This is a genomic window from Enterobacter sp. RHBSTW-00318 (assembly GCF_014101375.1).
In the GTDB taxonomy this organism is placed as follows: Bacteria; Pseudomonadota; Gammaproteobacteria; order Enterobacterales; family Enterobacteriaceae; genus Enterobacter; species Enterobacter ludwigii.
This window is the reverse complement of the sequence record NZ_JABXQH010000001.1, coordinates 2220092-2244631: the sequence shown is the minus strand read 5'-3', so window position 1 is coordinate 2244631 and position 24540 is coordinate 2220092. Positions and strand designations below refer to the sequence as shown.

Annotated in this window: 27 protein-coding genes and 3 tRNA genes; 8 read left to right on the top strand and 22 right to left on the bottom strand. The window is 54.0% G+C overall.

Features of this window, described 5'->3' with window-relative positions; genetic code table 11:
• Positions 1 to 2: 2 nt before the first annotated feature.
• Both hpaE and hpaG read right to left on the bottom strand, forming a co-directional pair.
• The gene (hpaE, locus tag HV157_RS11210) at positions 3 to 1469 is read right to left on the bottom strand and encodes a 5-carboxymethyl-2-hydroxymuconate semialdehyde dehydrogenase (RefSeq protein WP_044865970.1); all 1467 of its coding nucleotides are present in this window, start codon (positions 1467 to 1469) and stop codon (positions 3 to 5) included.
• A complete protein-coding gene (gene hpaG / locus HV157_RS11205) occupies positions 1466 to 2743 on the bottom strand; it encodes a 4-hydroxyphenylacetate degradation bifunctional isomerase/decarboxylase (protein ID WP_182268182.1) in 1278 nt (425 codons plus the stop codon). The genes hpaE and hpaG overlap by 4 nt, the downstream gene beginning before the upstream one ends.
• Positions 2744 to 3012: 269 nt before the next feature.
• On the opposite strand from hpaG, the gene hpaR reads away from it, so the two are divergent.
• Together hpaR and tsr are read left to right on the top strand one after the other, a co-directional pair.
• The gene (hpaR, locus tag HV157_RS11200) at positions 3013 to 3453 is read left to right on the top strand and encodes a homoprotocatechuate degradation operon regulator HpaR (RefSeq protein WP_014168494.1); all 441 of its coding nucleotides are present in this window, start codon (positions 3013 to 3015) and stop codon (positions 3451 to 3453) included.
• A gap of 85 nt (positions 3454 to 3538) precedes the next feature.
• Positions 3539 to 5203, top strand: coding sequence for a methyl-accepting chemotaxis protein (gene tsr, locus HV157_RS11195; protein ID WP_032682055.1), 1665 nt, complete (start codon positions 3539 to 3541; stop codon positions 5201 to 5203).
• A gap of 67 nt (positions 5204 to 5270) precedes the next feature.
• Here tsr and HV157_RS11190 read toward each other — a convergent pair whose 3' ends face one another.
• The 13 genes from HV157_RS11190 to HV157_RS11130 all read right to left on the bottom strand — a co-directional run bounded on the left by HV157_RS11190 (position 5271) and on the right by HV157_RS11130 (position 15607).
• Complete coding sequence (locus tag HV157_RS11190) at positions 5271 to 5777, bottom strand: GNAT family N-acetyltransferase (protein ID WP_182268183.1); 507 nt, start codon at positions 5775 to 5777, stop codon at positions 5271 to 5273.
• Positions 5778 to 5806: 29 nt separating this feature from the next.
• On the bottom strand, positions 5807 to 6280 hold the full coding sequence (locus HV157_RS11185; protein WP_068795238.1) for a hypothetical protein: 474 nt from the start codon (positions 6278 to 6280) through the stop codon (positions 5807 to 5809).
• A 1-nt stretch (position 6281) separates the two neighbouring features.
• Positions 6282 to 7022: a winged helix-turn-helix domain-containing protein gene (locus tag HV157_RS11180; protein WP_014168498.1), complete on the bottom strand. Its 741-nt coding sequence runs from the start codon at positions 7020 to 7022 to the stop codon at positions 6282 to 6284.
• 258 nt (positions 7023 to 7280) lie between these two features.
• A complete protein-coding gene (locus HV157_RS11175; RefSeq protein ID WP_025205614.1) occupies positions 7281 to 7832 on the bottom strand; it encodes a helix-turn-helix transcriptional regulator in 552 nt (183 codons plus the stop codon).
• A gap of 261 nt (positions 7833 to 8093) precedes the next feature.
• Positions 8094 to 10385 (bottom strand): phosphatidylglycerol--membrane-oligosaccharide glycerophosphotransferase, encoded by a 2292-nt coding sequence (gene opgB, locus HV157_RS11170; RefSeq protein ID WP_044857266.1) that lies wholly within the window; start codon positions 10383 to 10385, stop codon positions 8094 to 8096.
• Positions 10386 to 10654: 269 nt separating this feature from the next.
• The gene (locus tag HV157_RS11165; RefSeq protein WP_020885299.1) at positions 10655 to 11137 is read right to left on the bottom strand and encodes a DUF2501 domain-containing protein; all 483 of its coding nucleotides are present in this window, start codon (positions 11135 to 11137) and stop codon (positions 10655 to 10657) included.
• 85 nt (positions 11138 to 11222) lie between these two features.
• Positions 11223 to 11960 (bottom strand): DNA replication protein DnaC, encoded by a 738-nt coding sequence (gene dnaC, locus HV157_RS11160; RefSeq protein ID WP_014168503.1) that lies wholly within the window; start codon positions 11958 to 11960, stop codon positions 11223 to 11225.
• The gene (gene dnaT, locus HV157_RS11155; RefSeq protein ID WP_025205613.1) at positions 11957 to 12502 is read right to left on the bottom strand and encodes a primosomal protein DnaT; all 546 of its coding nucleotides are present in this window, start codon (positions 12500 to 12502) and stop codon (positions 11957 to 11959) included. Before dnaT ends, dnaC begins: the two co-directional genes overlap by 4 nt.
• 148 nt (positions 12503 to 12650) lie before the next feature.
• Positions 12651 to 13079 (bottom strand): organic hydroperoxide resistance protein, encoded by a 429-nt coding sequence (locus HV157_RS11150; protein ID WP_006174091.1) that lies wholly within the window; start codon positions 13077 to 13079, stop codon positions 12651 to 12653.
• Positions 13080 to 13163: 84 nt separating this feature from the next.
• The gene (locus HV157_RS11145) at positions 13164 to 13616 is read right to left on the bottom strand and encodes a MarR family transcriptional regulator (protein ID WP_014168505.1); all 453 of its coding nucleotides are present in this window, start codon (positions 13614 to 13616) and stop codon (positions 13164 to 13166) included.
• A 41-nt stretch (positions 13617 to 13657) separates the two neighbouring features.
• The gene (locus HV157_RS11140; RefSeq protein ID WP_182268184.1) at positions 13658 to 14299 is read right to left on the bottom strand and encodes a TetR family transcriptional regulator; all 642 of its coding nucleotides are present in this window, start codon (positions 14297 to 14299) and stop codon (positions 13658 to 13660) included.
• A 67-nt stretch (positions 14300 to 14366) separates the two neighbouring features.
• On the bottom strand, positions 14367 to 14840 hold the full coding sequence (locus tag HV157_RS11135) for a threonine/serine exporter (protein WP_020885295.1): 474 nt from the start codon (positions 14838 to 14840) through the stop codon (positions 14367 to 14369).
• The gene (locus HV157_RS11130; RefSeq protein ID WP_014168508.1) at positions 14831 to 15607 is read right to left on the bottom strand and encodes a threonine/serine exporter ThrE family protein; all 777 of its coding nucleotides are present in this window, start codon (positions 15605 to 15607) and stop codon (positions 14831 to 14833) included. Before HV157_RS11130 ends, HV157_RS11135 begins: the two co-directional genes overlap by 10 nt.
• Before the next feature lie 411 nt (positions 15608 to 16018).
• On the opposite strand from HV157_RS11130, the gene HV157_RS11125 reads away from it, so the two are divergent.
• Positions 16019 to 16756: a LuxR C-terminal-related transcriptional regulator gene (locus HV157_RS11125; RefSeq protein WP_014168509.1), complete on the top strand. Its 738-nt coding sequence runs from the start codon at positions 16019 to 16021 to the stop codon at positions 16754 to 16756.
• Positions 16753 to 17388, top strand: coding sequence for a DNA-binding transcriptional activator BglJ (bglJ, locus tag HV157_RS11120; RefSeq protein ID WP_032681707.1), 636 nt, complete (start codon positions 16753 to 16755; stop codon positions 17386 to 17388). Before HV157_RS11125 ends, bglJ begins: the two co-directional genes overlap by 4 nt.
• A 38-nt stretch (positions 17389 to 17426) precedes the next feature.
• Here the strand turns inward: bglJ and HV157_RS11115 are convergent, their stop codons facing one another.
• Positions 17427 to 17885, bottom strand: coding sequence for a YbaK/EbsC family protein (locus HV157_RS11115; RefSeq protein ID WP_014168511.1), 459 nt, complete (start codon positions 17883 to 17885; stop codon positions 17427 to 17429).
• A 328-nt stretch (positions 17886 to 18213) separates the two neighbouring features.
• On the opposite strand from HV157_RS11115, the gene HV157_RS11110 reads away from it, so the two are divergent.
• Positions 18214 to 19560 (top strand): PTS sugar transporter subunit IIC, encoded by a 1347-nt coding sequence (locus tag HV157_RS11110; protein ID WP_025205610.1) that lies wholly within the window; start codon positions 18214 to 18216, stop codon positions 19558 to 19560.
• A 47-nt stretch (positions 19561 to 19607) separates the two neighbouring features.
• On the opposite strand, the gene fhuF is transcribed toward HV157_RS11110, so the two are convergent.
• A complete protein-coding gene (fhuF, locus tag HV157_RS11105) occupies positions 19608 to 20396 on the bottom strand; it encodes a siderophore-iron reductase FhuF (protein WP_182268185.1) in 789 nt (262 codons plus the stop codon).
• Positions 20397 to 20490: 94 nt separating this feature from the next.
• A complete protein-coding gene (locus tag HV157_RS11100) occupies positions 20491 to 21555 on the bottom strand; it encodes a GGDEF domain-containing protein (protein WP_020885291.1) in 1065 nt (354 codons plus the stop codon).
• Between the two features lie 215 nt (positions 21556 to 21770).
• Between HV157_RS11100 and HV157_RS11095 the strand changes: the two genes are divergently transcribed.
• The gene (locus tag HV157_RS11095) at positions 21771 to 22040 is read left to right on the top strand and encodes a DUF1435 domain-containing protein (protein ID WP_063214213.1); all 270 of its coding nucleotides are present in this window, start codon (positions 21771 to 21773) and stop codon (positions 22038 to 22040) included.
• Between the two features lie 40 nt (positions 22041 to 22080).
• Here HV157_RS11095 and HV157_RS11090 read toward each other — a convergent pair.
• From HV157_RS11090 to rsmC, 4 genes are all read right to left on the bottom strand, one after another.
• Positions 22081 to 22167 (bottom strand) — tRNA-Leu (locus tag HV157_RS11090).
• A gap of 32 nt (positions 22168 to 22199) precedes the next feature.
• Positions 22200 to 22286 (bottom strand) — tRNA-Leu (locus HV157_RS11085).
• A gap of 28 nt (positions 22287 to 22314) precedes the next feature.
• Positions 22315 to 22401: transfer RNA gene (locus HV157_RS11080), tRNA-Leu, on the bottom strand.
• Positions 22402 to 22574: 173 nt separating this feature from the next.
• Positions 22575 to 23603 (bottom strand): 16S rRNA (guanine(1207)-N(2))-methyltransferase RsmC, encoded by a 1029-nt coding sequence (gene rsmC, locus HV157_RS11075; RefSeq protein WP_182378504.1) that lies wholly within the window; start codon positions 23601 to 23603, stop codon positions 22575 to 22577.
• Positions 23604 to 23705: 102 nt separating this feature from the next.
• On the opposite strand from rsmC, the gene HV157_RS11070 reads away from it, so the two are divergent.
• Together HV157_RS11070 and rimI are read left to right on the top strand one after the other, a co-directional pair.
• Positions 23706 to 24119: a DNA polymerase III subunit psi gene (locus tag HV157_RS11070; RefSeq protein WP_020885289.1), complete on the top strand. Its 414-nt coding sequence runs from the start codon at positions 23706 to 23708 to the stop codon at positions 24117 to 24119.
• Entirely contained in the window at positions 24088 to 24531 is a 444-nt protein-coding gene (rimI, locus tag HV157_RS11065; protein WP_020885288.1) for a ribosomal protein S18-alanine N-acetyltransferase, read from the top strand. Before HV157_RS11070 ends, rimI begins: the two co-directional genes overlap by 32 nt.
• Positions 24532 to 24540: the final 9 nt, after the last annotated feature.

Sequence of the window (24540 nt, the reverse complement as noted above, 5' to 3'; positions counted from 1 at the left end):
ACTCAGATCCCCCATTTTGGAATCGGATGGTCGCCCATGGAGATGCAGACGTTTTTCATTTCAGCGAACACTTCGAAGCTGTATTCGCCCCCTTCGCGCCCGGTACCGGAAGCCTTCACGCCGCCAAACGGCTGACGCAGATCGCGCACGTTCTGGGTGTTTACAAACACCATTCCGGCTTCGATATTGCGCGCCAGGCGCAGCACTTTGCTGACGTCCTGGGTCCAGATGTATGACGCCAGGCCGTACTCCACGTCGTTAGCCAGACGCAGCCCTTCGGCTTCGTCCTTAAACGGCAGCAGGCAGGCAACCGGACCGAAAATCTCTTCCTGGGCCACGCGCATCCGGTTGTCGACGTCTGCCAGCACGGTCGGGCGCAGGAAGTTGCCGTTTTTCAGGTGAGCAGGGAGATCGGTGGGTTTGTCAGGGCCGCCCGCCAGCAGGGTCGCACCCTCTTCAATGCCAAGACGGATATAGCCGGAGACTTTTTCCCAGTGCTGCTGGCTGATCAGCGCGCCAACCTGAGTGTTCGGATCGGTCGGGTCACCCACGCGCAGACGGTTCGCGCGCTCGGCAAAGCGCCTGACGAATTCCGGGTAGATGCTCTGCTGAATGAAAATGCGTGAGCCAGCGGTGCAACGCTCGCCGTTGATGGAGAAGATGGTGAACAGGGCGGCGTCCAGCGCACGTTCGATATCCGCATCTTCAAAAATCAGCACCGGAGATTTCCCTCCCAGCTCCATGGAGTATTTCTTCAGTCCGGCGTTTTTCATGATGTTGCGCCCGGTGGCGGTGCCGCCGGTAAAGGAGACGGCGCGCACGTCGTGATGACGTACCAGCGCATCGCCCGCCGTTGCGCCATAGCCCTGCACCACGTTCAGCACGCCCGCCGGAATACCGGCCTCCAGCGCCAGCTCGCCCAGACGGTCGGCGGTCAGCGGGGAGAGTTCAGACATCTTCAGCACCGCGGTGTTGCCCAGCGCCAGGCACGGCGCAACCTTCCAGGTGGCGGTCATAAACGGCACGTTCCACGGCGACACCAGCGCGCAGACCCCCACCGGCTGCACCAGGGTGTAGTTGAGCATCTTGTCGTCGACCGGGTAGGTTTTACCGTTCATCTGCTGGCACACTTCGGCGAAGAATTCGAAGTTGTGCGACGCGCGTGGAATAAGCACGTTTTTGGTCTGGTGGATCGGCAGGCCGGTGTCGGCGGTCTCGAGGGCCGCAATCTCCGGAACGTGTTGATCGATAAGATCTCCGAGGCGACGCATCAGGCGTGCGCGCTCTTTCATCGGCAGGTTAGCCCACGTCGGGAATGCCTCTTTGGCCGCCGCCACGGCCTGATGAATTTCAGCTTCACCGCCGGACGCGACCTCCGCCAGCACCTCTCCGGTGGCCGGGTTAGTGGTGTGGAAGTAATCACTTCCTGCGACGTTTTTACCGTTAATCCAATGGTTTATTTTTTTCATTTTTCAGTCTCCTCACTGACAATGCGGTTCACCAGGCGGCCCACGCCCTCTACTTCCACGACCACTTCGTCGCCAGGCTGTACGTCAGACAGACCCTTTGGCGTGCCGGTGGCAATCATGTCGCCGGGCTGCAGGGTCATAAACTCGCTGAGATAGGCAATCAGGAACGGGATGCTGAAGATCAGATCGGCAGTGGTCCCTTGCTGGCGCAATTCACCGTTCACGAAGGTGCGCAGGGTTAAGTTATGCGGGTCGGGAATGGCCTCTTTCGGCACGATATGCGGGCTGAGGGGGGTCAACCCGTCGCGGCTTTTCACCCGCAGGTTCGGGCGGTAGTAGTTTTCCAGGTAGTCACGGATGGCGTAATCGTTGCAGACGGTATAGCCCGCGACATAGTCCATCGCCTCGCGCTCACTGACCTTGTGCGCCGTTTTGCCGATGACCACCACCAGCTCCGCCTCATAGTGCATGTACTCAATGTTGTTCGGGCGGACCGAGGTCTGGTTATCGCCGGTCACGGTGTTGGGGGCTTTGATAAACACCAGCGGTTCCGTTGGCGGCGTAAACGCCAGCTCACTGGCGTGATCGGCGTAGTTCAGACCAAGCGCGAACAGCGTGGCGTGCGGATGTGGGCCTTGCGCATGGGCGACCTCGCGTTCATCAACCACCGGGTTTTCCAGGGACGGGAAGCCTTTCGCCAGAATGCGTACGCGATCGCCCGGCTGCAGCGGGACGCGCGAGTGTGGGGTGCCGAGCAGAATGGCATCGCCCGGACTGAGGGTGGCGAATTCGCTCAGGGCGCTCAGCAGTTCTGCGGCATTGCGCTGCAGGTCAGCGGTGTTCCAGTGGTCCGCTTCCCGGCCGTTAATTTCGGTGACGATGGTCAGGTTATCAACGTGGTCGAGGGCGGCCAGCTCTCCCAGCGGACAAAAGCCGTCGCGGCATTTGGCCTTGATCGCCGGGCGATAAAAACTCTCTTCCGGCAGGCTCACCTCGTTGGCAAGCGCGTAACCGGCGATGTACTCCGCCGCCTCGTCCACGGGAACGTTACGCGCCGTTTTACCCACAACCAGCGCTACCGTGGCACCGCTTAACACGGTTTCTCCCTGCGGGAAGGGAATGGGGTCGCCCGTGCGGATCACGGTGTTATGCGGTTTGATAAACCACACGGCGGTTTTTGGCGGCGTGTTGTAGGGGGCTTTTTCAAACGCGTCGCGCCAGGCATCGCGCTGGCTCTGGTGGTTCAGCGCTACGGCAAAAACAGTACCTTTCATTCACTTACTCCTCAGGCCGGACGTCCGGTCTGTGATTTCATTAATATGTTAATGATCTGGTTGTATGCCTTTGCTGTTTATTTCGCAACCAGAAGTGAATAATTTGTGATATGAATAACAATAAATTTACATAAAGAGATTAAAGGCTATATTTATCATTGCGTTAATAAATCAGGCTTGTTTCTGTTAGACTTTTTGTCGTAAAACGCGTTGTGTGTAAAACCAGCAGAACTGAATTGTTCATGTGTTAATGATTACCGGGAGAGGCTATGCATGATTCATTAACTATCGCCCTGTTACAGGCGCGGGAAGCGGCGATGTCTTACTTCCGCCCGATTGTGAAACGGCATAACCTGACCGAGCAGCAGTGGCGCATCGTGCGCGTGCTGGCCGAACATCCGTCGATGGATTTTCACGATCTGGCGTTTCGCACCTGTATCTTGCGTCCCAGTCTGACGGGCATTCTGACGCGCATGGAGCGTGACGGTCTGGTGCTGCGCCTTAAGCCCGTAAACGATCAGCGAAAGCTGTACGTGTCGCTGACCAAAGAGGGGAACAGGCTATACGAGCGTGCCCAGGCGCAGGTGGAAGAGGCGTATCAGCAAATCGAGGCCGAATATACGCCGGCGAAGATGCAACAGCTGACAGCGCTGCTGGAAGAGTTTATTGAACTGGGGAACCGGCATATCACAGCGCGCGAAGAAGAGTAAAAACCACAAATTTAAGGATGATTTTCGTAAAGTTTTCCCTTTCCAGGCCGAAAATCCTGTTATCTGTCTGATGGAAAGCGAAAACATGTTAAACCGTATCAAGATTGTCACCAGTTTAATGCTGGTATTAGCGATATTTGGCCTTTTACAACTCACATCCGGTGGTCTTTTCTTCAATGCCCTCAAGCATGACAAAGAGAATTTCACTGTCCTGCAAACCATTCGCCAGCAACAGTCCACGCTGAACGCCAGCTGGGTTGCCCTGCTGCAAACCCGTAATACCCTGAACCGTGCGGGTATCCGCTACATGATGGATCAGAGCAATATCGGCAGCGGCGCGACCGTGAACGATCTGATGCAAATTGCGGCGGCTTCCCTGAAACAGGCAGAAAAAAACTGGGCTGAATACGAAGCCCTGCCACGCGATCCGCGTCAAAACGATGCCGACGCGACGGAGATCAAACGTAACTACGATATCTACCACGGTGCACTGGCGGAGCTGATCCAGCTGCTGGGCGCGGGCAAAATCAACGCCTTCTTCGATCAACCTACCCAGAGCTATCAGGATGGTTTTGAGAAGCAGTACGTGAACTATCTGCAGCAGAACGACAAGCTGTATCAGATGGCGGTGGAAAACAGCAATAGCTCCTACAGCCAGGCAATCTGGGTGCTGATTAGCGTACTGATTGCGGTGCTGGTGGTGATCGTGGCCGTGTGGCTGGGTATCAAGCAGGCGCTGATTTCGCCACTTACCCGTCTTATCGACAACATTCGTCATATCGCCAGCGGCGATCTGGTGAAGCGCATCGAGGTGCAGGGCGCTAACGAGATGGGTGAACTGGCCGACTCGCTGCGTCATATGCAGGGCGAGCTGGTCCGTACCGTTGGCGATGTGCGTAACGGTGCTAATGCCATCTACAGCGGCGCGAGCGAAATCGCGATGGGTAACAACGATCTCTCTTCCCGTACGGAACAGCAGGCCGCATCCCTGGAAGAGACCGCTGCCAGCATGGAGCAGCTGACGGCGACCGTTAAGCAGAACGCCGAGAACGCCCGTCAGGCGAGCAACCTGGCGCTGAGCGCGTCTGAAACCGCGCAGAAGGGCGGTAAAGTGGTGGATAACGTGGTGCAAACCATGCGTGACATCGCGGGCAGTTCGCAGAAAATTGCCGACATTATCAGCGTGATCGACGGCATCGCGTTCCAGACCAACATCCTGGCACTGAACGCTGCAGTAGAAGCGGCACGTGCGGGCGAGCAGGGCCGCGGATTTGCCGTTGTTGCGGGTGAAGTCCGTAACCTGGCACAGCGCAGCGCCCAGGCAGCACGTGAGATCAAGAGCCTGATTGAAGACTCTGTTGGCCGCGTGGAAGTCGGATCTACCTTGGTAGAAAGCGCCGGCGAAACCATGGGCGAAATCGTTAATGCGGTAACCCGCGTGACGGACATCATGGGTGAAATCGCCTCTGCGTCTGATGAGCAGAGCCGCGGTATCGATCAGGTGGGTCTGGCGGTGGCTGAGATGGATCGCGTGACCCAGCAGAACGCCTCGCTGGTGGAAGAGTCTGCCGCGGCGGCAGCGGCACTGGAAGAGCAGGCGAGCCGTCTGACTCAGGCCGTGGCCGTGTTCCGCATTCAGCAGGAGCAGATGAAAGCCCGCGAGCAGGCTTCAGCGAAAACCGCTGCGGCCCCTATGATGGCGCGTAAAGCCGCGACCACCGATGCGGGCGAAAACTGGGAAACGTTTTAATCCTGCCACAGTGCCGGGGGGCGGCTACGCCTGACCCGGCCTGTAATGGGGGTTTTGCAGGCCGATATCACAGAGGCAGGCGCATGGCACAGCGGGAGTCATACGCGAAACCGTGCGCCGCTTCTTCCTCTCTTTTCTGACGCAGTTCAGGCGTTAGCATCGTCACCGTTTCAAACCCGAGTCGCGCATAAAACGGCGCATTCCACGGCACCTCGCAAAAGGTGGTCAGCGTCAGCGATGTCAGCCCCAGCGTGCGGGCATGGTCTGCGACGCAGGCGATAAGTCGCCGACCTATTCCTCTTCCCTGCCACTCCCGATGAACCGAGAGTTCGACAATAAACAGCGATGACGGATGGGCTTCTGCAAGGATAAACCCGACGGGTAGGTCGTTTGCCAGCGCCAGCCAGCTTAACCCGCGTTTCGCGTAATCAAGATGTTGTTCCGCGCAAATGACGTCGCCGTCTGCAAGCCAGGCCAGTTCGGGGACGTCCCGAAAACGCTCGCCTGCCGCGCGCTCGATGGCGGGCAGGGCTGCAACATCTTTGGGCGTCGTCGGTCGAAAGAGAATGTTCATGGCGGAAAGTATACCCCGACCAGCCGCGCCTATTCTGAACAAATCAGGACCGGCGCATAGAAATTGCTGATCACCAGCGCGTCTTCCGGCGTGCGTTCAATCTTCAGGAGTCTTTTGTTCCCCGGCGTCAGGCCGGCGACGTACTTTTCAAAGACCCCCGGTGGCAGGGTGTCATGGCTAAAGCGCGCCACGCTTTGTATGAATATTTCATAGAGTGAGCCCTCAACGTGCCGCCACGTAAACATCTCCTGGCGGGAAACATCCCAGTGATGTGGCTCGTTAACCACGTCGCCGTTAAGCGTAAGGTACCCTGTGTTGTCGGGCTGAAAGCGCAGCGTAACCTCCCCTTCAAAGGAGAAATCATGATCGTCATGTCGGGCTGAAAATGTCAGGTTTCCTGCACAGGTTCCGGACAGCGGAGGCGTGTAGACGTACCACGCCAGCGTCACGCCAATCAGCAACAGATTGAGCACCAGAATAAGCCACACTTTTTTTTGTTTCATATCACCACTCGTAAAAGTAAAGCGTTCGGCAGGCGCTGGCTTTACCGTCCGTGAGAGAACACTGGGAAAGGACCAGCCGCCCTTCGTGGCCATAGAAAAGTGTTCTCTGGATGTGCATATAGAAAATAGAGTTTTTCAGGCAGGGCAGATTACCTTCGCGCTGAAGCGTCTGCGCCAGCGCCATGGCCTTAGTGTGAAACACATCTGCCAGCGGGGAGAAGGTGTAGACCGGACAGGTGCCAATGTGGGTGAGCAGATGAGTGTCACTGTACTGGTGCGCCTGTTTCGTCAAACAGGCGCCGATGCACAGCGCCACGACCATCAGCGTGAGTACACCGCAGAATAGCCATTCTGGCTGAATGCGTCGTGAGGCCGGGACCGACTCCACGACGGGAAAATCGTCCTCCAGGGGCGTTACCGCGATATCAGCACTGAGCATAAAGCCCGTTTTCGGCACGGTGACGATAAACAGGGTGTCGGGCAGCAGGCTCGACAGCATTTTGCGCACAATACTGATGTATTGATTTAACGAATTGTTGGACCCCTGGAGCCCACGTTGATCCCAGACATCACTCAGAAAGGTGTCACGTTCGACGACGTTGCCGTGATGCTGAACCAGCAGCTTCATGATGGCGTTGGCGGTACAGGTGAGGATTTGTCTGTCCAGATCGGGTGCATTGATAAGAGAAACAGAACCGTCTTCGTCGTTATAGACGATGGCGTCAGCAAGCAGGTATTTCATAAGTTATTGTAATACAGAAAAAATAACAAAAAAGAAGATAAGGCTGTGCCTTGTCGGACATAACACGCTGGCTATTTTAGCGTCATTGTTACCGATAACATTGATCCAGACAAGATTTAAGGCAATTTACTCGTGCAGTCGGATTACCACGTCATCCCAACGTGGCGGGAAGGGCATAGCGAGACAGCAGCGCCAGCATCAACAGCCAGAGAATGAGACAGGGAAGATGACGCCGCATGATCTTATTTCCCGACGTGATTAGCCGTGCAGTGACAAACACGATGCCGGGTAGTCGAGCAGGAAGAGTTTGCGATGGAATTCCGCCAGGTTCTGGCAGTGAAATTTGTTCATCGCGTTACGCTTGTGGGTGTAGATCGTTTTCGGGGATTTATTCAGGATCTGCGCGATGCGAACCGGGCTGAACCCGTTGCGGAACAGCATGCAAACCCGAAGCTCCTGGCAGGTGAGCGTGGCGTTTTTTACGCTTGCGAACGGCGTGTTCTGAAAACAGCGGCTGAGCTGCGCGAGTGACAGGTTTCCCGCCACCACGTGGACACGCTCACCCCCCAGAATGATTTTAATATCATTGACGCGGGACGCATCGGTGAATACCAGCCACCCTTTTTTGACGCGGATATTCAACATCAGTTGCCGCAGGGGCAGGATCCCCTCAGGGCTCACGTCGTTAATCCAGAAAATTTCAGGGCAGGGGTCCACACTCTGCGAGATGAACGTCTTCAGGCCCAGCCACAAGAAGGCATTGCCGCTTAAAACGATGACCTTATAGTCGGCATTCAGTGTCTGCGGCATCAGGGTTTTTTCCCCTGATAGCGCTGGTCGTACTCCGCTGCGCTGTGCCAGGGTGGATTCGAACGTATTGCCGGTTAGCATGATAAAAAGTGGGTAACTCTCTCAGGGTGTAAGGAGTTACACATTCTGAGATATGATTTCTTTCTGGTGAATTTATAAATAGAAATGAGAGATATATGGTGTCTCTGTCTTATTTTTAATTGTTTTATAGGATTATATATTTACATAAAGCGCCCGACAGAACGCCGGGCGCAGAAGGGATCAGCTCTCTTTACTGACAATTTTAATCTCTACCATCCCGATGCCGAGCTCGCGCGGTGAATGGCCAAGAATATTTCCCTCATTCGTCGGCTGCGGGTCCGGCGGAACAATCACCAGCGTATTGCTGCGGGAAGGATTATCAAAATGCAGCGTGGTGGTGGTGACGTCATTTCCCAGCGTCAGCGTTTGCTCTTTATCGCCCACACGCACCGGGATGGGACGGTTTGCGTTTGGACCATAGGCCCGGGCGGTGATCACCAGGTCGAATTTTTCCGGCAGAGGATGCGCGTACTCAATCCTCACTTCACTGCCCAGCTGCGCATTAGACCAGCGCCCCCAGGATTCCGGACGCGAGATGCCGCTGAACTGTTTGACCTCTTCCGGTGCCCCGGCCACGTTGAAGATAAAGCTGTCTGCTTTATAGCGAATATCGTTATCCACGATCTTCAGCATGTCGACATTTCGCTGATAGCGCGCGGTATCGATGACCGTATCGTTGAATGCGGTTTTGCCTTTCCACTGCGCTTTATCGACATGCTGCACGGTTTGCTCCCCGCCAAGCTGTCCCTGAGAAACGCACCAGTCGGTTGAGAGCGCCAGTGGCTGGGACCAGAGCTGGCCCATTTTGTAGCACCTGTCGACCCAGACAAAATTATCGCGAGGGGCGAAGTCGGCCAGCTGGAAACGCAGCGGCGCAGAGTATTCGCTTTCCGGCAGCGGTTCGACGCGCGTATCCGACACGCGCAGCAGCAGCGGCAGACGGAAATGGCTGCCGGAGAAGGCAATCGTGTTTTTATCCTGATCAATGGTGAAGTCTTTCATCTCTTTCGGGAAGTTCCACAGGCGGATGATGTCCGGCTTCCACGCGAGGATTTTCTCCTTCATGTTGAGGAACACTTCCGACAGTGACTGCCCCGAGAGCGTACTGCGGCCAAGGCCAATAAAGTTATCCCCGCCCAGAATGTCCAGCACGGTTGCGCCGTTATCCATGGAGTTGCGTTTGGTGGCGATCACGTCCTGTTGTGGCTGGTCGCCGCGCAGAATGAAGAACAGATTGCTGCGATCCTGTTTGCTGAGCTGATCCCAGGCGCTGTTTTTCATCGCCAGATGGTCAGATGAGACGACGATGACCGTGTTTTTAAAATACGGCGAGGCTTTGATTTTCTCGACCAGAGCGGCGATATGCTCCTGGCTGCAGGTTACCGCGCTGAACGATGTGTTGTTTTTGCCGTCAATCTCATAGCGTTTGCGCTTACAGGTGCGCGAGACAAACCCGTCCGGATGGTGGGTATCTACCGTCAGGGCAAAGAGGGAGAAACGCTTGCCGGCGCGGGACAGTTCCTCGAACTTTTTCCAGGTTTCGTCCAGTACCGTGTCGTCGTAAAAGCCCCAGTCGTTGCGGTAATGCGGGTCGGCAACGGTCGTTTTTAACTCTTCTGAGCCATACAGATGGTCAAAACCGTGGGATTTCAGGAACACATCTTTTCCGGCAAAGCGCAGGTTAGCCCCCTGTACGAAGTAGTTTTCGTAGCCGGAGTTTTTCAGGATATCGCCGAGGCAAACGTTCTGCGGGAAGAAGCTCGACATTGAGGCCGAGGCATTACCCTCAAAGGGGGCGAAGAGCGGGATACCGCACTGCGAGGCAACCATACCGGCGATGGTGTAATCCGTACCGGGCAGCTGCGCGGTATGGCTGAAATCAAGACTTTCGTTTTTCAGCGCGCCCAGCTCCGGCGTCAGGTTCGGAAAAGCATTGTTATCAAACCAGGTGCGTTCCAGACTCTCGCCGTAGATATACACCAGGTTAAGCTTCGGGTTGGCTATTTTTTTGGACGGCTCTTTATACCAGGCCATGAAATCCGGGTCGCCGTCGCGCGACTGTGACTTTACCAGCTCGGTTATCTGATGAAATGCCGGGCTGGCATCCACGGACGCCAGCGCCAGACAGAGTGCCAGCAGGCTGTAGCCGCCATGATGCGGAAGATGTCGACGGCGGCGCAGCACCCAGGCCAGGGCGCCAAAAATAATCACCAGCGCCGCAATCAGGCCAAGCCCGGGAAGAATGTATTTACCTACGCCCGCGCCCGTCAGGCTATTCGTCAGCGTGTAGAGCACCGCATCGTTAATGCCGTCACCGGTAAAGTAATCGCTGGCGTATAAGGTAATGTTTAAAATAATAAAAATGCCGAGCACCACCAGCGTGGCGATAAACCACCAGGTGTTACGGCCCGCTTTGCAGGCGTAAACGCCGACAGAGGCCAGAAAAAGGACAAGGGACATTAACTCTGACAACAGTCTATCCTCATGACGCCAGGCGCTTAGCTGGCTAACTGATTATTTTTTGGGTTATACAATGTAATTGCGTTGTCGTGTAGCTGCAATTTTAGTGTCACGAAAGTGTGCTGTTGTTAGGATTTGGTTTAGAAAATCGTTTTTTTGAAGGGGGTCGCATCCTGACATACGGACGCTCAGACGGTGGCAGGCAGGAAAAAGACGGCTTTAACGCCGCGTTAAAAGAGTAACGTCTTAAACGCGGCGTGTAATGGCAATACAGGCGGGGATCAGGAGATGAAATTAACGCCTTGTTTCAGCACCAGATCGCAGGCTTTGGTTTTCACCTGTTTCGCCAGCGAGGAGTTGCCGATGGTGCTCAGGTTGAGCTGTTGACCGTTTTGCGCATTCAGCAGGCCCTGAATACCATCCATATAGTTGGTGTCCTGTTTCTGCTCCTGTGTATCCAGACCGAGTTTGCCCAGCACCTGATTTTTCACGTTTTGCGCGTCGGTCACGGAGGCCAGTTTTTGCTTCGCGCAATATTCCAGAATCCCCGCGGCGTTGTTCATTGTGCCTGCGCTCAGGCTCTGGGTGCTGTTACCCAGCAGGCCGGTAAGGGAAGAGGCTGACAGTCCGCCCTGGGTGCTGCTGCTCTCTTTGGTCAGTTCGCTCGCTGCGCTGGACAGCGAATCCTGCCAGGATGCGGCCTGTGCCGCGCCGGTAACCAGCAGGGCGCCTAATACGGTGCTGAAAAGAAACTGTTTTTTCATAATGGCTTACTCAAAAAAGGTCCGTTTTGGGGCGAAAGTGGAGTCAGTATATACCTCCGGGCCACCGGTCTTTCCTGGAAATATCTTAATACTCTTTACCGGTGACACGGCTGCGGTAACTTTCCCAGTCGAAGATGACATACAGACTGTTCCCGAGCTTCATGCGATCCATGACGCGTTCGCCCAGCAAGCGGGTCATTTCGTCGATGTTATGGTTAGTCAGCATGCCGGTGGGGCGTTTGGAGGAAGAGCGGCGATCGACAATCTGGTTAATGATCACTTTTTCATAGCGGGATTCGGTCTGGACGCCAATCTCATCAATAACCAGTAAATCGACATTACTCAGGTCGTTAAGCAGTTGCTCTTCGCTGGTTTCGCGGTTGCTGAAGGTGTCTTTCATGGCGGACATGATATCGGCCACGGTGATGATCAGCACCGATTTCCCGCGCAGCAGCAGCTCGTTACAGATAGCGGCCGCCAGGTGGTTTTTCCCCGTGCCAGGCTTGCCGCTAAAAATGAAGCTGGCGATATTGCCGTCGAATTCATCCACGTACTGACGCGCGGCAGCGAGTGCATTCATCTGCCCGTTGGTCTCAATTTTATAGTTATCAAATGAGCAGTTCTGGTGCAGGGGGCGAATACCGGAACGGTTAAAGGTGCGCTGCATTTTCATCGCCCGGTTTTCGCGGGCCAGCGCGGCGGCGCGGATCTTACCCTGCTCTTTTTGCCACGCCAGGAGTTCTTCACCCGTCGTGAAGGCGGGCTTCACGTTGGCTGGCATCATCTTTTGCAGACGTTTCATCAGGTCGCCGACGTTCTTCATTTCGCACCTCGGAATCCATTAGGGATCTGTTTATCCGGTTCGGAAAACGCGTTGATATCACGTTTTGGCTGGCCGTTATTGCTGGCGCGATTAATTTGCAGATGACGCGCGAGCTTCTGTTGCCACTGAATATGGGTGAATACTTTGCCTTCCGCCTGCCACCAGGCGGTAAACGCGGCCAGCTCTTCGGGGGTAGCCGGTTGCGTTAACGCTATGCCCCACAATGCCGCCTGCCGTTGAAAATCAGCATCAGGTTGCCAGCCCGCATACAGGGCAAATTTTCCCATGGGAACGGCCATGGGGACGTTAACCGGCTCGTCAAAGAACTGGTTATCGAGGGTTACGTCGCTCGCCGGGCGGGACAACTGCGCTTCAATCTCCAGAAGCTGTGCCAGACGTTCCGGTGTGATGGCATAAAACGCCGGAGCGTTGTCAGCAAATACCGCAACCGTGCCGCCTTCGGCGTGGGTCAGCACACCGCGGGGATCGCGCATAAAGGCATCAATACCAGCAATGCTGGTGGTCAGAATTCTGGAGGACATAACGCTTACTCTACTGATAACTACGGGCGTGATATGGGCTTATGGTAGCACAGAGAGCGGGAAGGGAAGGAGGGGTTTTCCCCGGCGGCGCGATGCCTGCCGGGGCGACAACAGCTGGCCTGATAAGCGTAACGCCATCAGGCAGTTATCAGGCGATAATGTTCAGCGTTACGTCGATGTTACCGCGGGTCGCGTTAGAGTACGGACACACAATGTGTGCTGCATCGACCAGTTTTTTGGCTTCTGCAGGATCCATACCTTCAACGTGGATGTTCAGTTTTGCTTCGATACCAAAACCGGTTGGCAGCGGCCCAATCCCCACTTCGCCTTCAATAAAGGCCTCTTTTGGCAGGGTAAATTTGTCGCGAGCGGCTACAAACTTCATGGCACCCAGGAAGCAGGCAGAGTAGCCGGCAGCAAACAGCTGCTCAGGGTTGGTGACGTCACCGCCCATGCCGCCCATCTCTTTTGGCACGCCGAGTTTAACGTCCAGTACGCCGTCGGAAGAGGTCGCACGGCCATCACGGCCTCCGGTTGCTTTTGCTTTGGCAGTGTAAACAACTTTTTCTAAAGACATGGCAGATTCCTCATCTTACATTAATGTGCGCTATTAAATAGCGTGCGATATATATGGGTAAATAAATACGCGTAAAGTATAGCCTTACGCGCGTTGGATCTGTTGTCGCAAACGTTCCAGCTGCTGCTTAAGTGACAGCATGGTCTCAGTATCACACTGGGCGGCGCATCCCACTGCATGGGGGATCCCGGAAGCCTGCTGCTGGAGATGACGTCCCGCATCGCTCAGGGTGACGGCGACCTGACGCTCGTCTTTACGTGAGCGGTGGCGGTTTATCAGCCCCGCGCTTTCCAGACGCTTCAACAGCGGCGTCAGCGTGGCAGAGTCAAGGAACAACCGTTCACCGATGTCCGACACCGTAATGTCATCCTGCTCCCACAGCACCAGCATCACCAGGTATTGCGGGTAAGTCAGGTTCAGCGGTGCCAGCAGTTGCCGGTACAACTTGTTCAGCGCCAGATTTGCTGAATAGAGAGCAAAGCAGAGCTGGTTATCCAGCAGGAGCGCAGCGGTCGTGTCGTTCGTTTTCGCGTTCATGAGATGAATATAGATAGTGTACGATTTAATTGCAAACTATTTTATGGGCAAGTATAACGGAGCGCCACCTGAACGGCCATTTTGCGGTAGTGCTGGCGCTGTGCATGTTCGTCCGCACCCTCTTCAAACAGCAGGGTGAAGGTGTAGCTATTGGCAACGTAGTGGAAGCTGAAACTGCTGATCAAACGATGCAGATCGCGGGCTTCAACCGTCTGATTGAACAACTGCTTTTCTTTCCCGCGACGGAGGATCGCTTCCAGCAGATCAAGCGCGCTGCGGTTGACCTGGCGGAGGTAGCTGGACTGCTGCATAAAACGGCCACGCTGCATGTTTTCCATGCAGATAATGCGGATGTAATCCGGGTGGTCGGCATGGTAGTCAAAGGTGGCTTCAACCAGATGAACCAGCGCTTCGACAGGGGGCATTCCCGCCAGGCTGAGCGCCTGTTCACTGGCGCGGATCTGGGTGTAAACATACTCCAGTACGAGAAGATACAGGTTCTCTTTGTTTTTGAAGTGGTAAACAACCATGCGTTTGGTGGTGCCGGCTTTCTCCGCAATTTGTTCCATGCGGGCACCGTTCAACCCGTATTCGGCAAACAGCGTGATAGCGCTCTGAAAGATTTTCTCTTTCAGGCTGGATTCTTCATTGTGCTCGGGGAGTTCGCTGCCTGGGTTAGCCACATCCTTTCCTTATCGTCACCAAACGGATGGGAGTGATTATCCTCACGGCAGCGTAATAACACAAATCTCAAACCCGTGGACGTTTGCGGTATAGCCACAGTCCGGGGATCGACAGTCCGATAGAGAGCGCACCGACAATGGACGAAGCCTTAAGAAAGTTGCTCAGAAGGAGGATCATTTGCGGTTCGGTGTAGCCGAAATGGCTGATTTTTACCGCGGAAATCATGGCCGTATAGGCAGATATGCCGGGGAACATCGGGATAACGGCGGCGACGGTGAATACCTTGGGATGCGCCAGATACCAGCGCGACCACTGAATTCCGATGCTGCCGACCAGCATTGAGGCCATAAATGTTGACCATTCAATGTTGAATCCCGCTGTCATCATCACCATTCGCGAGCCATGACCAATAGCACCCAACAGCGCGCACCACGGTAGCGCGCGTTGCGGAACGTTAAAGACCATCGCAAAACCGACGGCAGGGATCGCGGCCAGCAGCATATCCTGCGCCAGCGCCAGCAGAAAATCGATCACGCCCATCCGCGTAACCCCCAGAGTGTCATGGCCATTACCACACCAATGCAGGTTGCAAGCGTCAGCAGGCTGGCAATCGCCCAGCGTGCCAGACCGGTATTGATGTGCCCCTTAAACATATCGGCTACGGCGTTAATCAACGGGAAGCCGGGCACCAGCAGAAGCACGCTGGCCGCCATGGCAATCGTCGGCGTGTTGGCAAACTGCGGCAGACGAAGCAGCAGGCCAGAAACCGTGGTGGCGACAAAAGCGGTAATGCAGAAATTAATTTGCGGGTGGAGTTGGCGGTGCGTCAGGAGCTGGCGCACGTACATGGCGATGCTGCTGGCGAAAAAGGTGATGACCGCGCCGTCCCAGCCGCCTTTATTGAGCTTACAAAAACAGGCGCAGGACAGCCCGACCATTAACACCACCAGCCAGCGGGGATAACGTAAGGGCTTAATCTGGTTGAACCGTTTTTCAATGTCGTGCAGGTCGAGAAGCTTATGCTCAGCAAGAATGACAATATGCTGGACCTCAGTTACAACGTGCATATTGATGCCGCGGTCGTGGTTTTTGCGGGTGGAGGTCAGGCACTGACCGTCTTTTATGGTGGTCAACACGATAGCATTGGATGAAATGGCGCTCTCAACGCTATCCATACCCAGCGCCAGCCCCAACCGGGTGGAGAGTTCCTCGACCAGCGCGCTTTCCGCCCCGTGCTGGAGCAGAAAAAGACCGCACTGAATACAGAGCCGCGTGATGGCACGCTGCGTTGATCGATCTGCCTGCATGTCATGTCCTGAAGAGAAGGTGAATAGCTTGCCTGTTGGCCCGTCATGCTTACTTTTAGCACAAACTGCAGTGCCTCTAGCTGTGGGTCAGATCAAGCTTTATGCAAACAGTTGCGGGCTGTCTGGCGGCGGGATGCGGTTTTGGGCCATAAATATGATGAATTATTAATTGGGAAATATAAGATATTTATATTTAGTTTTACTAAGTTTATATTTTAATTATTTTAAGGCCTTTATAATTAAATTTATCTGTGCTTTGTGAGATATTACCGCTGTTTTAGGCATTTCTTAAATGAAGCACACATCTCATCTTCTGCTTGTATTAATCAGTTTTACACTCAGGGACGAATACACTTATACCTTGATGCGTTTTAACGTTACTCATCATATGAAAATGGACACGGAGGGTCTATGTCGTCATTGAATGGTAAACATGGCGTCGTCATTAGCAGAATACCCGTAATGCAAAACGGGTTGGGGGGCGTGATGACACGCCATTTTGCCGATTTTGATTTAACGTTTTGCCGTTCGCTGCAGGAATTAACCCTGCTGCAGTTACGGCGTGCAGACGTCATTATCGCTGATATTTCAGGTGAATACAGGAATCCCCGGGGCACGCTCGAAGAATATTACGGTTTATTAAATCAATATCGGGATATTCACTGGATTTTTTTAGTCTCCCGACCGCTTTACCCTATTGCCGTTGAGCTGCTTATGCGTCCGGAAAGCACGTTGCTTTCTGATATGGAGCCGATAGAAGGCGTAATTAACGCCATCCGTGCAGGCAGTGAACGGGCAGAGCGGATAAGCCAGACGTTATTAACGCCCGAGCCTGCCTGTAACGATGATGAAGACGACCGCGTCATTGCGCTCACCCACTCTGAACGCAAGGTATTGCGTCTGTTAGGCAAGGGCTGGGGGATTAACCAAATTGCCACTTTGCTCAAGAAGAGCAATAAAACGATCAGTGCACAGAAAAACAGTGCGATGCGACGGTTGTCATTACGGAGTAATGCCGATCTGTACGCCTGGATCAACAGTACTCAGGGATTGAGAGAGCTGAGTTTAATGTCAGCCTATGGAGAGTTCGAGGAATGGATAAAACCGGTTCAACAAGACATATTGCCGTCATCGAAAATTGCGCGATGAGTGCCGTCGGGCTGGAGCATCTGTTTGCACTGCCCACGCTCAGCCATTATCAACTGCACATGTTCAGTGAATTTGACAGCTTTAAGAAGGCGCTTCCTCATGTCTCTTTTTTCTCGCTGATCTATTCACTTTCTGATGCGCGAGAAGAGCGTCGAAACTGTCTGGCATCCCTGCGGGATCTCGCGTTTACGCATAATCATATTCAGCGCATCATCCTGGCGGCAGATGAAATGGAAGCGCGGTTAATCAGCCATCTTTCCCCTTCACGCCTTCACGGTGTCGTCAGTAAATCGGTGTCGCTCGACCGCCTGCAGGAGGAACTGCTGGTGTTGCTGAGTGAAACGCTGCACATCAATGACAATATGCTCAACCACTGGTACAAGAGTCAAAACAGGATGTTAAGTCCAACGGAGCGGGCGATTTTGCGGTATATGTCCTGCGGGTTTTCTATTCCTGAAATCGCCGCGCAGCTTGAGCGCAATATTAAGACCATCCGGGCGCACAAGTTTAATGCGATGGTGAAGCTTGGGGTCAATTCTGACGTGGGGCTGCTTGATGCGGCAGATATTCTGACTCATCTCCCGGCCCGGGATCCGCGAACATCAGTATTAAGCCAGCCGACATTTTTATAAGCTGATATCTGTGCGCCAGACAGGCTCTGGCGCCTCATTCAGATGCAAACATCCACCCATTTTGCGGACGTCAGTTCTGCCATTCTGTCTGGTGAAATACGCACGGCACTGTGAATTGCACCCGCGGCCGGCAGCACTTCAGCATACTGTTTCAGTGAAATATCGCAATAAACCGCGAGCGGATTTTCCAGCCCAAACGGGCACACGCCGCCAACAGGATGACCCGTGATGGTGACCACTTCATCACAACTGAGCATGCGTGCTTTTGCGCCAAACGTGTCTTTCAGTTTTTTATTATCCAGACGCGCATCACCTTTCGCGACCACCAGAATGACGTCATTTTTAACCTTCAACGACAGCGTTTTGGCGATTTGTCCCGGCTCAACACGATGGGCGGCAGCAGCCAACGCAACGGTTGCGGTACTCTGGCTAAGTTCAATAACCTCTATATCCGGAGCGTTGTCGGCAAAAAACTGCTGTACAGACTGCAAACTCATTGTTTCCTCCTGACAAATATCCCGCGTAATCTGTCATAAGAATTTATGCTCTGTAAATATCTCTTCAGTAACAAATATCCCACACGGCCGATTTCTGGATCGCCTTCACATTCACGGAAACCGGTTACAGTAACCGGTTGCAGACCGTGAGTGAGAGATTAATACTGACTATGTAACGTCCCCTGTATCCAATAATAAGAGCTAAATATGAAACCATTCCGTCTGAGCAGTACCGCTGGTAAACGCGCCGGCAAGGTTGTGAAGGTGATGTATGGACCAACGTATGGCGTGAATGCGCCCGTCATAAACGTCTGAAAGGAGATCTGCTATGTCTGCCAACCATGCTGCGTTTAATCTGATATTTCGTTTTGTAGAAAATTACGTCAGCCCGATTGCCGGGCGGATCTCCTCCCAGCGTCATGTTATGGCTATTCGTGATGGCTTTATCTCCGCGATGCCGTTCATGATTGTGGGTTCATTTTTACTCGTCTTCGCGTATCCACCGTTTTCGCCTGATACCACCTGGGGTTTCGCGCGCGCCTGGCTGGACATGGCGAAGCAATTTGAAGGTCAGATCCTCACGCCATTTGATATGACGATGGGCGTTATGTCCCTGTATATCTGCGCGGCCATTGCCTATAACCTTGGCAAACACTATGTCAAATCGCATCAGTTAGACCCGTTTATGTGCGCCATGCTGTCGCTGATGGCGTTTCTGCTGGTCGCGGCGCCGAAAACCAAAGGCACGCTTCCGGTCGACAGCCTCGGTGGGACTGGCATTTTTACCGCGATTCTGGTGGCTATCTACTGCGTTGAGATGATGCGTTTTCTGAAAGCGCATAACATCGGGATCCGTCTGCCGGACCAGGTTCCGCCGATGATCAAAAACTCCTTTGACCTGTTGATCCCGGTGCTGGTGGTGGTGTTGACGCTCTACCCGCTGAGTCTGGTGATTCAGTCTGAGTTTGGCATGCTGATTCCGCAGGCGATTATGTCTGTTTTCAAACCGCTGGTTTCAGCCGCAGACTCCCTGCCGGCAATCCTGCTGGCGGTGTTGATTGGGCATTTGCTGTGGTTCGCCGGGATCCACGGTGCCGCGATTGTCTCCGGGATGTTGCAGATGTTCTGGCTGACCAACCTGGGCGCTAACCAGACCGCGCTGGCCGCCAGCCAGCCGCTGCCGCATATTTTTATGGAAGCGTTCTGGACGTTCTTTATCGTCATCGGGGGGTCAGGTGCCACGATGGGGCTGGTGTTCTGCTACCTGCGCAGCCGCTCCGCTCATCTGCGTTCTATCGGCCGTCTGAGCGTGGTGCCAAGCCTCTTTAACATCAACGAACCCGTTATTTTCGGTACGCCGATTGTCATGAACCCGGTGTTCTTTATTCCGTTCCTGCTGGCACCCATGGTTAACGCCGTGCTGGCCTGGTCGGCGATGAAGTTCGATCTGATTGGCCGCGTGATCTCCGTTGTGCCGTGGACGGCACCTGCACCAGTAGGTGCCGCATGGGCGCTGGGCTGGGATTTCCGTGCAGCCATTCTGGTGGTGGTCCTGGCGTGCGTATCGGCCATCATCTACTTCCCGTTCTTTAAAGTGTACGAGAAGCAGCTGCTGGAGCAGGAAGCGGAAGAAGCGCAACGTAATGCGGAAGAGGAAAATCAGCAGGTAGCGTGAGAAACGGATGCCGGGTCAGCGTTAATGCGGCCCGGCAACACCTGTCCTTACTTGAGCGTACAATCTCCACACTGCTGAACGTCCGGCAGGCGATAACGCTGGCAGCAGGTGCGACGAACCAGAAGCCCGTCACGAAGGACCACGGTGCGGAATAACGGGTTATCGCGACCATCGGAAAGCTGTTTTGCAAAGAAACAGGACTGGCGCAGGGCCTCGACCTTCTCATCACCGAGCAGAGGTTTCATTTCCGTCAAATACCAGTGGATTAAATACCCGGTATTGCTCCAGATAAGCTTCCCGTTGATTTCCCCCGTCTCTTCCAGCGCATCCACTACCGGGATCAGGGCGCGAGTTATGAGTTGCTCCATACGTTCCTGAGCAGAGAGGTGCTCTGCGTTCTGGTCTTCGTGGAGATCAATCCAGAAACAGGCCGCACGGCCGGTCTCGTGGAACTCGACATGAAAATATTCCGGGGAGAGTTCCAGCATGCCCTTTTGTGTGAGCAGCGCCAGCATGAGTGGGGGCACCATCAGCCCGATATACCACTGCGCCCAGAGGGAGAGCAGGGGTTTATTTTCCCGCGTAAGGGTCGGTTGATTGCGATAGATATGGTCGGAATAGGTTGCCAGCAACGACTGCAGTGTCGACGGCTGTCGCCACTCTTCCAGCGTCATGGCGTGGTGCGGGTGCGCTTCATCCAGCCTGATAAAGTCCAGCAGGTGGGCGCGGGTTTTAGCGATCTTATCCCTGATGGCATCCGCAAGCGAAACATTCCCGGTGGGGAGGCGGGCTCTCCAGAGAGGTGGTTCAACGATTTGTGCGGTATGAGTGGCCATAGTAGAGATACAAATCTAAATGATAATGATTGCCAATCCTAACTATTGCTCATACCGATGGCAAGACTTTTGTCCGCGTTATATGACGCCGCGCTTACGCGGTCTGAAGCTCTTCGCTCAGCAGGATGTTATTGCGCCCCATATGCTTTGCTTCGTAGAGGGCTTTGTCCGCTTTCTCCAGTGCGCCTTCGGCGTCTTCATCCTCAAAAATGGCAATTCCAATGCTGATGGTGACGTTTGTCGCCACGCTTTCATTGAACATATGCGGGATTTTTAAATCGTAGACTTTCTGGCGGATCCGCTCTGCCGTCTGACGGGCATGCTCGAGAGAAATATTGGTCAGCAGAACCATAAATTCTTCCCCGCCGAAGCGCGCCACAATATCGCGTGAACGCACGGCATCACGGATGGCAGCAGAGACCCGAATCAGCGCCTGGTCGCCCATCATATGGCCGTAGTGGTCGTTGTAGGCCTTAAAGTGGTCGATATCCATCAGCAGGACAAAGTGCTCGCCGTTCTCCACTGCCGGAAGATTCTCTAGCCGGCTTTGCAGTCCGCGACGGTTATAAAGGCCGGTAAGCGGGTCCATCATGCTCAGATCGGTGAGGGTCTCACGCTCCTCCAGCAAACGGGAGAGCAGTTCCTGCGCGAAGCGATCGTTACGTCTTTGCAAAATGTTATGAATCGCAATTGCTACCACAGGAAGTGCGAAAGAATAGGTCATTCTCAGCCATATATCATGATTACTTAACCACAGGCAGACAATAAAGGTGGGGAAGGAGTGCAGCGTAAATGCTTTGATATTACTGGCGAAGGCCAGCGTACCAATAAACAGTACCGTTAATAATGCCATGATCAAATAGGTCGCCTGATCGTGGGTAATTAACGAAAATTTCGAGGCCACCTGCCACGCCCATAAAATACCGAAGATCGCTGAAACGGCAGGAATATTTACCTTGCGGGTTCTCTTTTTCCAGTGCCAGACGAGTAGCCCGATGCTGATAACAAAAATAGAAATCAGAGGGACCGATAACAGGCGAATAGAATAAAGCGGGTTTGTTACCGAGAACACAGCTGAGGTCGCGTTCAGAAATAAAAATAAACGTAACGATAATTGATATTTACTGTGGACCAAAGACCGCCAGGATTGTGATGTCATAGTAGTGCGTTTTTATTAATATTTAATTAAAACAGGTAAATAGGTGTTGTTTCGCAATGAAAGATGCAAAAAACTCAAAGAGTAATTATCAGAAAATCTTTAGGTCTAGTTAACAGGTGAGCAATTTATCACCTTAGGCATTTCCTGTCATTACAGGAAAGGTAAAGGGGGAGAGTTTTTGATTAATCGTGCTGACAAATGATAATTGATATCATATGATATTGGTTATCATTATCAATGTGAGAGGGCGAACCATGTTGAACAGGGCGCTGGGAAGTGGTTGGGGAGTGTTACTGCCGGGGGCGATTCTTGGCGGTCTGATGTTTGCCGATCTCTCCATTGATGTCTGGAAAGCGCTCATTGTGTCAGGACTGTTAGTGACGTCAGGGATGATCTGGCATAAACAGCTGCGCCACTTTGTGTTACTGCCGTCATGCGTAGCACTGGTCAGTGGAATTCTGGTGATACTGATGAGTTTGAAATAAGCGGAAAGCGAGAAGAACGTCAGAAAGGATGTAAGATAATTGGTGCGAGGGGGGGGACTTGAACCCCCACGTCCGTAAGGACACTAACACCTGAAGCTAGCGCGTCTACCAATTCCGCCACCTTCGCACAGTCATCTTACTTTTTTGATATCGCCTCGTTGGTGCGAGGGGGGGGACTTGAACCCCCACGTCCGTAAGAACACTAACACCTGAAGCTAGCGCGTCTACCAATTCCGCCACCTTCGCCCAGTGCGAGCAATATCAACGTGATTTATGGTGCGAGGGGGGGGACTTGAACCCCCACGTCCGTAAGGACACTAACACCTGAAGCTAGCGCGTCTACCAATTCCGCCACCTTCGCATACCATCGATACTGTAAAAGTATCGTAACCACGGAGGCGCATTCTAGATGTTTTCAGCTTTACGTCAACAGAAAAATGCGCACGCTGTTTTGATTGCTGCAAAAATGGCCGATGGTAGCGCCCGGTTTTGCCGGATAGCGGTTACGCGTATCCGGCCTGCCAGATAAGGGGATTACTTCTTAGCCTGACGCGTCATCACGGTGCGGTAAACCTTAAAGCGACCCGTCTGGGCGATGACTTCATGGAAGCCAAAGGTTTCATCCAGCACTTTCGGGTACGGCAAGAAGGCGTTAGCCACAATACGCAGTTCACCCCCGCTGTTCAGATGACGTACTGCACCACGGATCAGCGTTTGCGCCGCTTCAAGGCTGGTTTCCATACCATCGTGGAATGGCGGGTTGGAGATGATCATGTCGAAACGGCCATTCACGTCAGAGAAGACGTTGCTGGCAAACACGTCGCCTTCCAGGCCGTTTGCAGCAAGCGTTGCGCGGCTTGCTTCAACCGCCGGGGCGCTCACATCGCACAGGGTTAAGCGCACTTTTGGCGAATGGCTCGCCAGTACGGTCGCCAGTACACCCGCGCCACAGCCGACATCCAGCACTTTGCCTTTCGTATGCGGCGTCAGGGTGGAGAGCAGAAGCTGGCTGCCCACGTCCAGACCGTCGCGGCTGAAGACGCCTGGCAGAGTTTTAATGGTCAGACCGTCAAGCTGATACTCATCCCAGAATTTCTCAGCATCAAAGGTCGCCTGTTTTTCCAGACGGCCGTGATACAGGCCACAGCGACGGGCGCTGTCGATTTTATTCAGCTGCGCATAGCCTTCCAGCATCTGTTCTGCGCTACGAACGCCGCTGCGGTTCTCACCGACCACAAAAATATCGCAGCCAACGGGCAGCAGAGAAAGCAGGTTCATCAGCTGGAACTGGGCTTCTGGCTTGTTCTTCGGCCAGTAGTAGATGAGCGTGTCGCAGTTGGCGATGTCGCTCTGTTCAGCGACCAGGCTAAAGCGCGCGCGGTCGTCCATCTGGCGGCTCAGTACCTGCCAGTGGTGGTAGTATTGGGTGTGGGCACGGCTTTCAGCACAGTCGAAACGTGCGGGCAGGTCATCCTGCATATCTCCGGCAAACAGAATACGGCTTTCTTCGAAATCATCACTGTGACGCAGCAAGACTTCACTTGCCGGGGTAAATGCAGACATGAATTGTTCCTCAATTAACTCAGGCGGGGATTATAGTAGGTAGATGGCGCAGTTTCGACACATTTGCTATATTTGCGCGCCTGAGAGACAGGAGTTTTCCCTATGACATCCCGACGAGACTGGCAGTTGCAGCAACTGGGCATCACCCAGTGGGCTTTGCGTCGCCCGACGGCGTTGCAGGGCGAAATCGCCATCTCCATCCCTGCGCACGTCCGGCTGGTGATGGTGGCGGAGCAACTGCCTGCCCTGAATGAACCCCTTATTGGTGATGTCCTTCGTAGCCTGAAGCTGACCACTGAACAGGTTTTACAGCTTACGCCAGACAGGGTCACCATGCTGCCATCCGACAGCCGCTGCAACAGCTGGCGTATGGGAGACATCGATGAGGTCTCCCTGGAAGGGAGCCAGATCTGCTCGCCAGCGCTGGACGAACTGAAAGCCAACCCAAAAGCGCGCAGCGCGCTATGGCAACAAATCTGCGAATATGAACACGATTTCTTCCCTCACGACGCCTGATCTGACCGCGGCGTACGCGATTGAAACGCGCGCCCATGCTTTTCCATGGAGCGAAAAAACCCTCGCCAGCAATCAGGGCGAGCGGTATCTGAATTACCGTCTGGACGTCGACGGCACGATGGCCGCTTTTGCCATCACGCAGGTCGTTCTGGACGAAGCGACGCTGTTTAATATCGCGGTTGATCCCGCGTATCAGCGCCGGGGGCTGGGAAGAGAACTGCTTGAGCATCTCATTCGCGAGCTCGAAACCCGTGACGTTTTCACCCTGTGGCTGGAGGTGCGCGCGTCGAATGTCGCCGCCATCGCACTCTATGAAAGCTTAGGCTTTAACGAGGCGACTATCCGCCGTAACTACTACCCCACCGCAGAGGGACGTGAAGACGCCATCATAATGGCTCTGCCGCTTGGATAACTAAAATAA

Excerpts from the sequence above, each read along its gene's own strand:
- HV157_RS11135 (WP_020885295.1), bottom strand. The coding sequence starts at position 14,840 with ATGGGCGTGATCGATTTTCTGCTGGCGCTGGCGCAGGATATGCTGCTG.
- HV157_RS11130 (WP_014168508.1), bottom strand. The coding sequence starts at position 15,607 with ATGCAGGCAGATCGATCAACGCAGCGTGCCATCACGCGGCTCTGTATT.
- hpaR (WP_014168494.1), top strand. The coding sequence starts at position 3,013 with ATGCATGATTCATTAACTATCGCCCTGTTACAGGCGCGGGAAGCGGCG.
- HV157_RS11175 (WP_025205614.1), bottom strand. The coding sequence starts at position 7,832 with ATGCCGCAGACACTGAATGCCGACTATAAGGTCATCGTTTTAAGCGGC.
- fhuF (WP_182268185.1), bottom strand. The coding sequence starts at position 20,396 with ATGGCCACTCATACCGCACAAATCGTTGAACCACCTCTCTGGAGAGCC.
- HV157_RS11180 (WP_014168498.1), bottom strand. The coding sequence starts at position 7,022 with ATGAAATACCTGCTTGCTGACGCCATCGTCTATAACGACGAAGACGGT.
- HV157_RS11100 (WP_020885291.1), bottom strand. The coding sequence starts at position 21,555 with ATGACATCACAATCCTGGCGGTCTTTGGTCCACAGTAAATATCAATTA.
- rsmC (WP_182378504.1), bottom strand. The coding sequence starts at position 23,603 with ATGTCTGCATTTACCCCGGCAAGTGAAGTCTTGCTGCGTCACAGTGAT.
- HV157_RS11095 (WP_063214213.1), top strand. The coding sequence starts at position 21,771 with ATGATATTGGTTATCATTATCAATGTGAGAGGGCGAACCATGTTGAAC.
- tsr (WP_032682055.1), top strand. The coding sequence starts at position 3,539 with ATGTTAAACCGTATCAAGATTGTCACCAGTTTAATGCTGGTATTAGCG.
- HV157_RS11165 (WP_020885299.1), bottom strand. The coding sequence starts at position 11,137 with ATGAAAAAACAGTTTCTTTTCAGCACCGTATTAGGCGCCCTGCTGGTT.
- hpaE (WP_044865970.1), bottom strand. The coding sequence starts at position 1,469 with ATGAAAAAAATAAACCATTGGATTAACGGTAAAAACGTCGCAGGAAGT.
- HV157_RS11110 (WP_025205610.1), top strand. The coding sequence starts at position 18,214 with ATGTCTGCCAACCATGCTGCGTTTAATCTGATATTTCGTTTTGTAGAA.
- bglJ (WP_032681707.1), top strand. The coding sequence starts at position 16,753 with ATGAGTGCCGTCGGGCTGGAGCATCTGTTTGCACTGCCCACGCTCAGC.
- dnaT (WP_025205613.1), bottom strand. The coding sequence starts at position 12,502 with ATGTCCTCCAGAATTCTGACCACCAGCATTGCTGGTATTGATGCCTTT.
- HV157_RS11185 (WP_068795238.1), bottom strand. The coding sequence starts at position 6,280 with ATGAAACAAAAAAAAGTGTGGCTTATTCTGGTGCTCAATCTGTTGCTG.
- hpaG (WP_182268182.1), bottom strand. The coding sequence starts at position 2,743 with ATGAAAGGTACTGTTTTTGCCGTAGCGCTGAACCACCAGAGCCAGCGC.
- dnaC (WP_014168503.1), bottom strand. The coding sequence starts at position 11,960 with ATGAAGAACGTCGGCGACCTGATGAAACGTCTGCAAAAGATGATGCCA.
- HV157_RS11145 (WP_014168505.1), bottom strand. The coding sequence starts at position 13,616 with ATGAACGCGAAAACGAACGACACGACCGCTGCGCTCCTGCTGGATAAC.
- HV157_RS11150 (WP_006174091.1), bottom strand. The coding sequence starts at position 13,079 with ATGTCTTTAGAAAAAGTTGTTTACACTGCCAAAGCAAAAGCAACCGGA.
- HV157_RS11125 (WP_014168509.1), top strand. The coding sequence starts at position 16,019 with ATGTCGTCATTGAATGGTAAACATGGCGTCGTCATTAGCAGAATACCC.
- rimI (WP_020885288.1), top strand. The coding sequence starts at position 24,088 with ATGAACACGATTTCTTCCCTCACGACGCCTGATCTGACCGCGGCGTAC.
- HV157_RS11070 (WP_020885289.1), top strand. The coding sequence starts at position 23,706 with ATGACATCCCGACGAGACTGGCAGTTGCAGCAACTGGGCATCACCCAG.
- HV157_RS11115 (WP_014168511.1), bottom strand. The coding sequence starts at position 17,885 with ATGAGTTTGCAGTCTGTACAGCAGTTTTTTGCCGACAACGCTCCGGAT.
- HV157_RS11190 (WP_182268183.1), bottom strand. The coding sequence starts at position 5,777 with ATGAACATTCTCTTTCGACCGACGACGCCCAAAGATGTTGCAGCCCTG.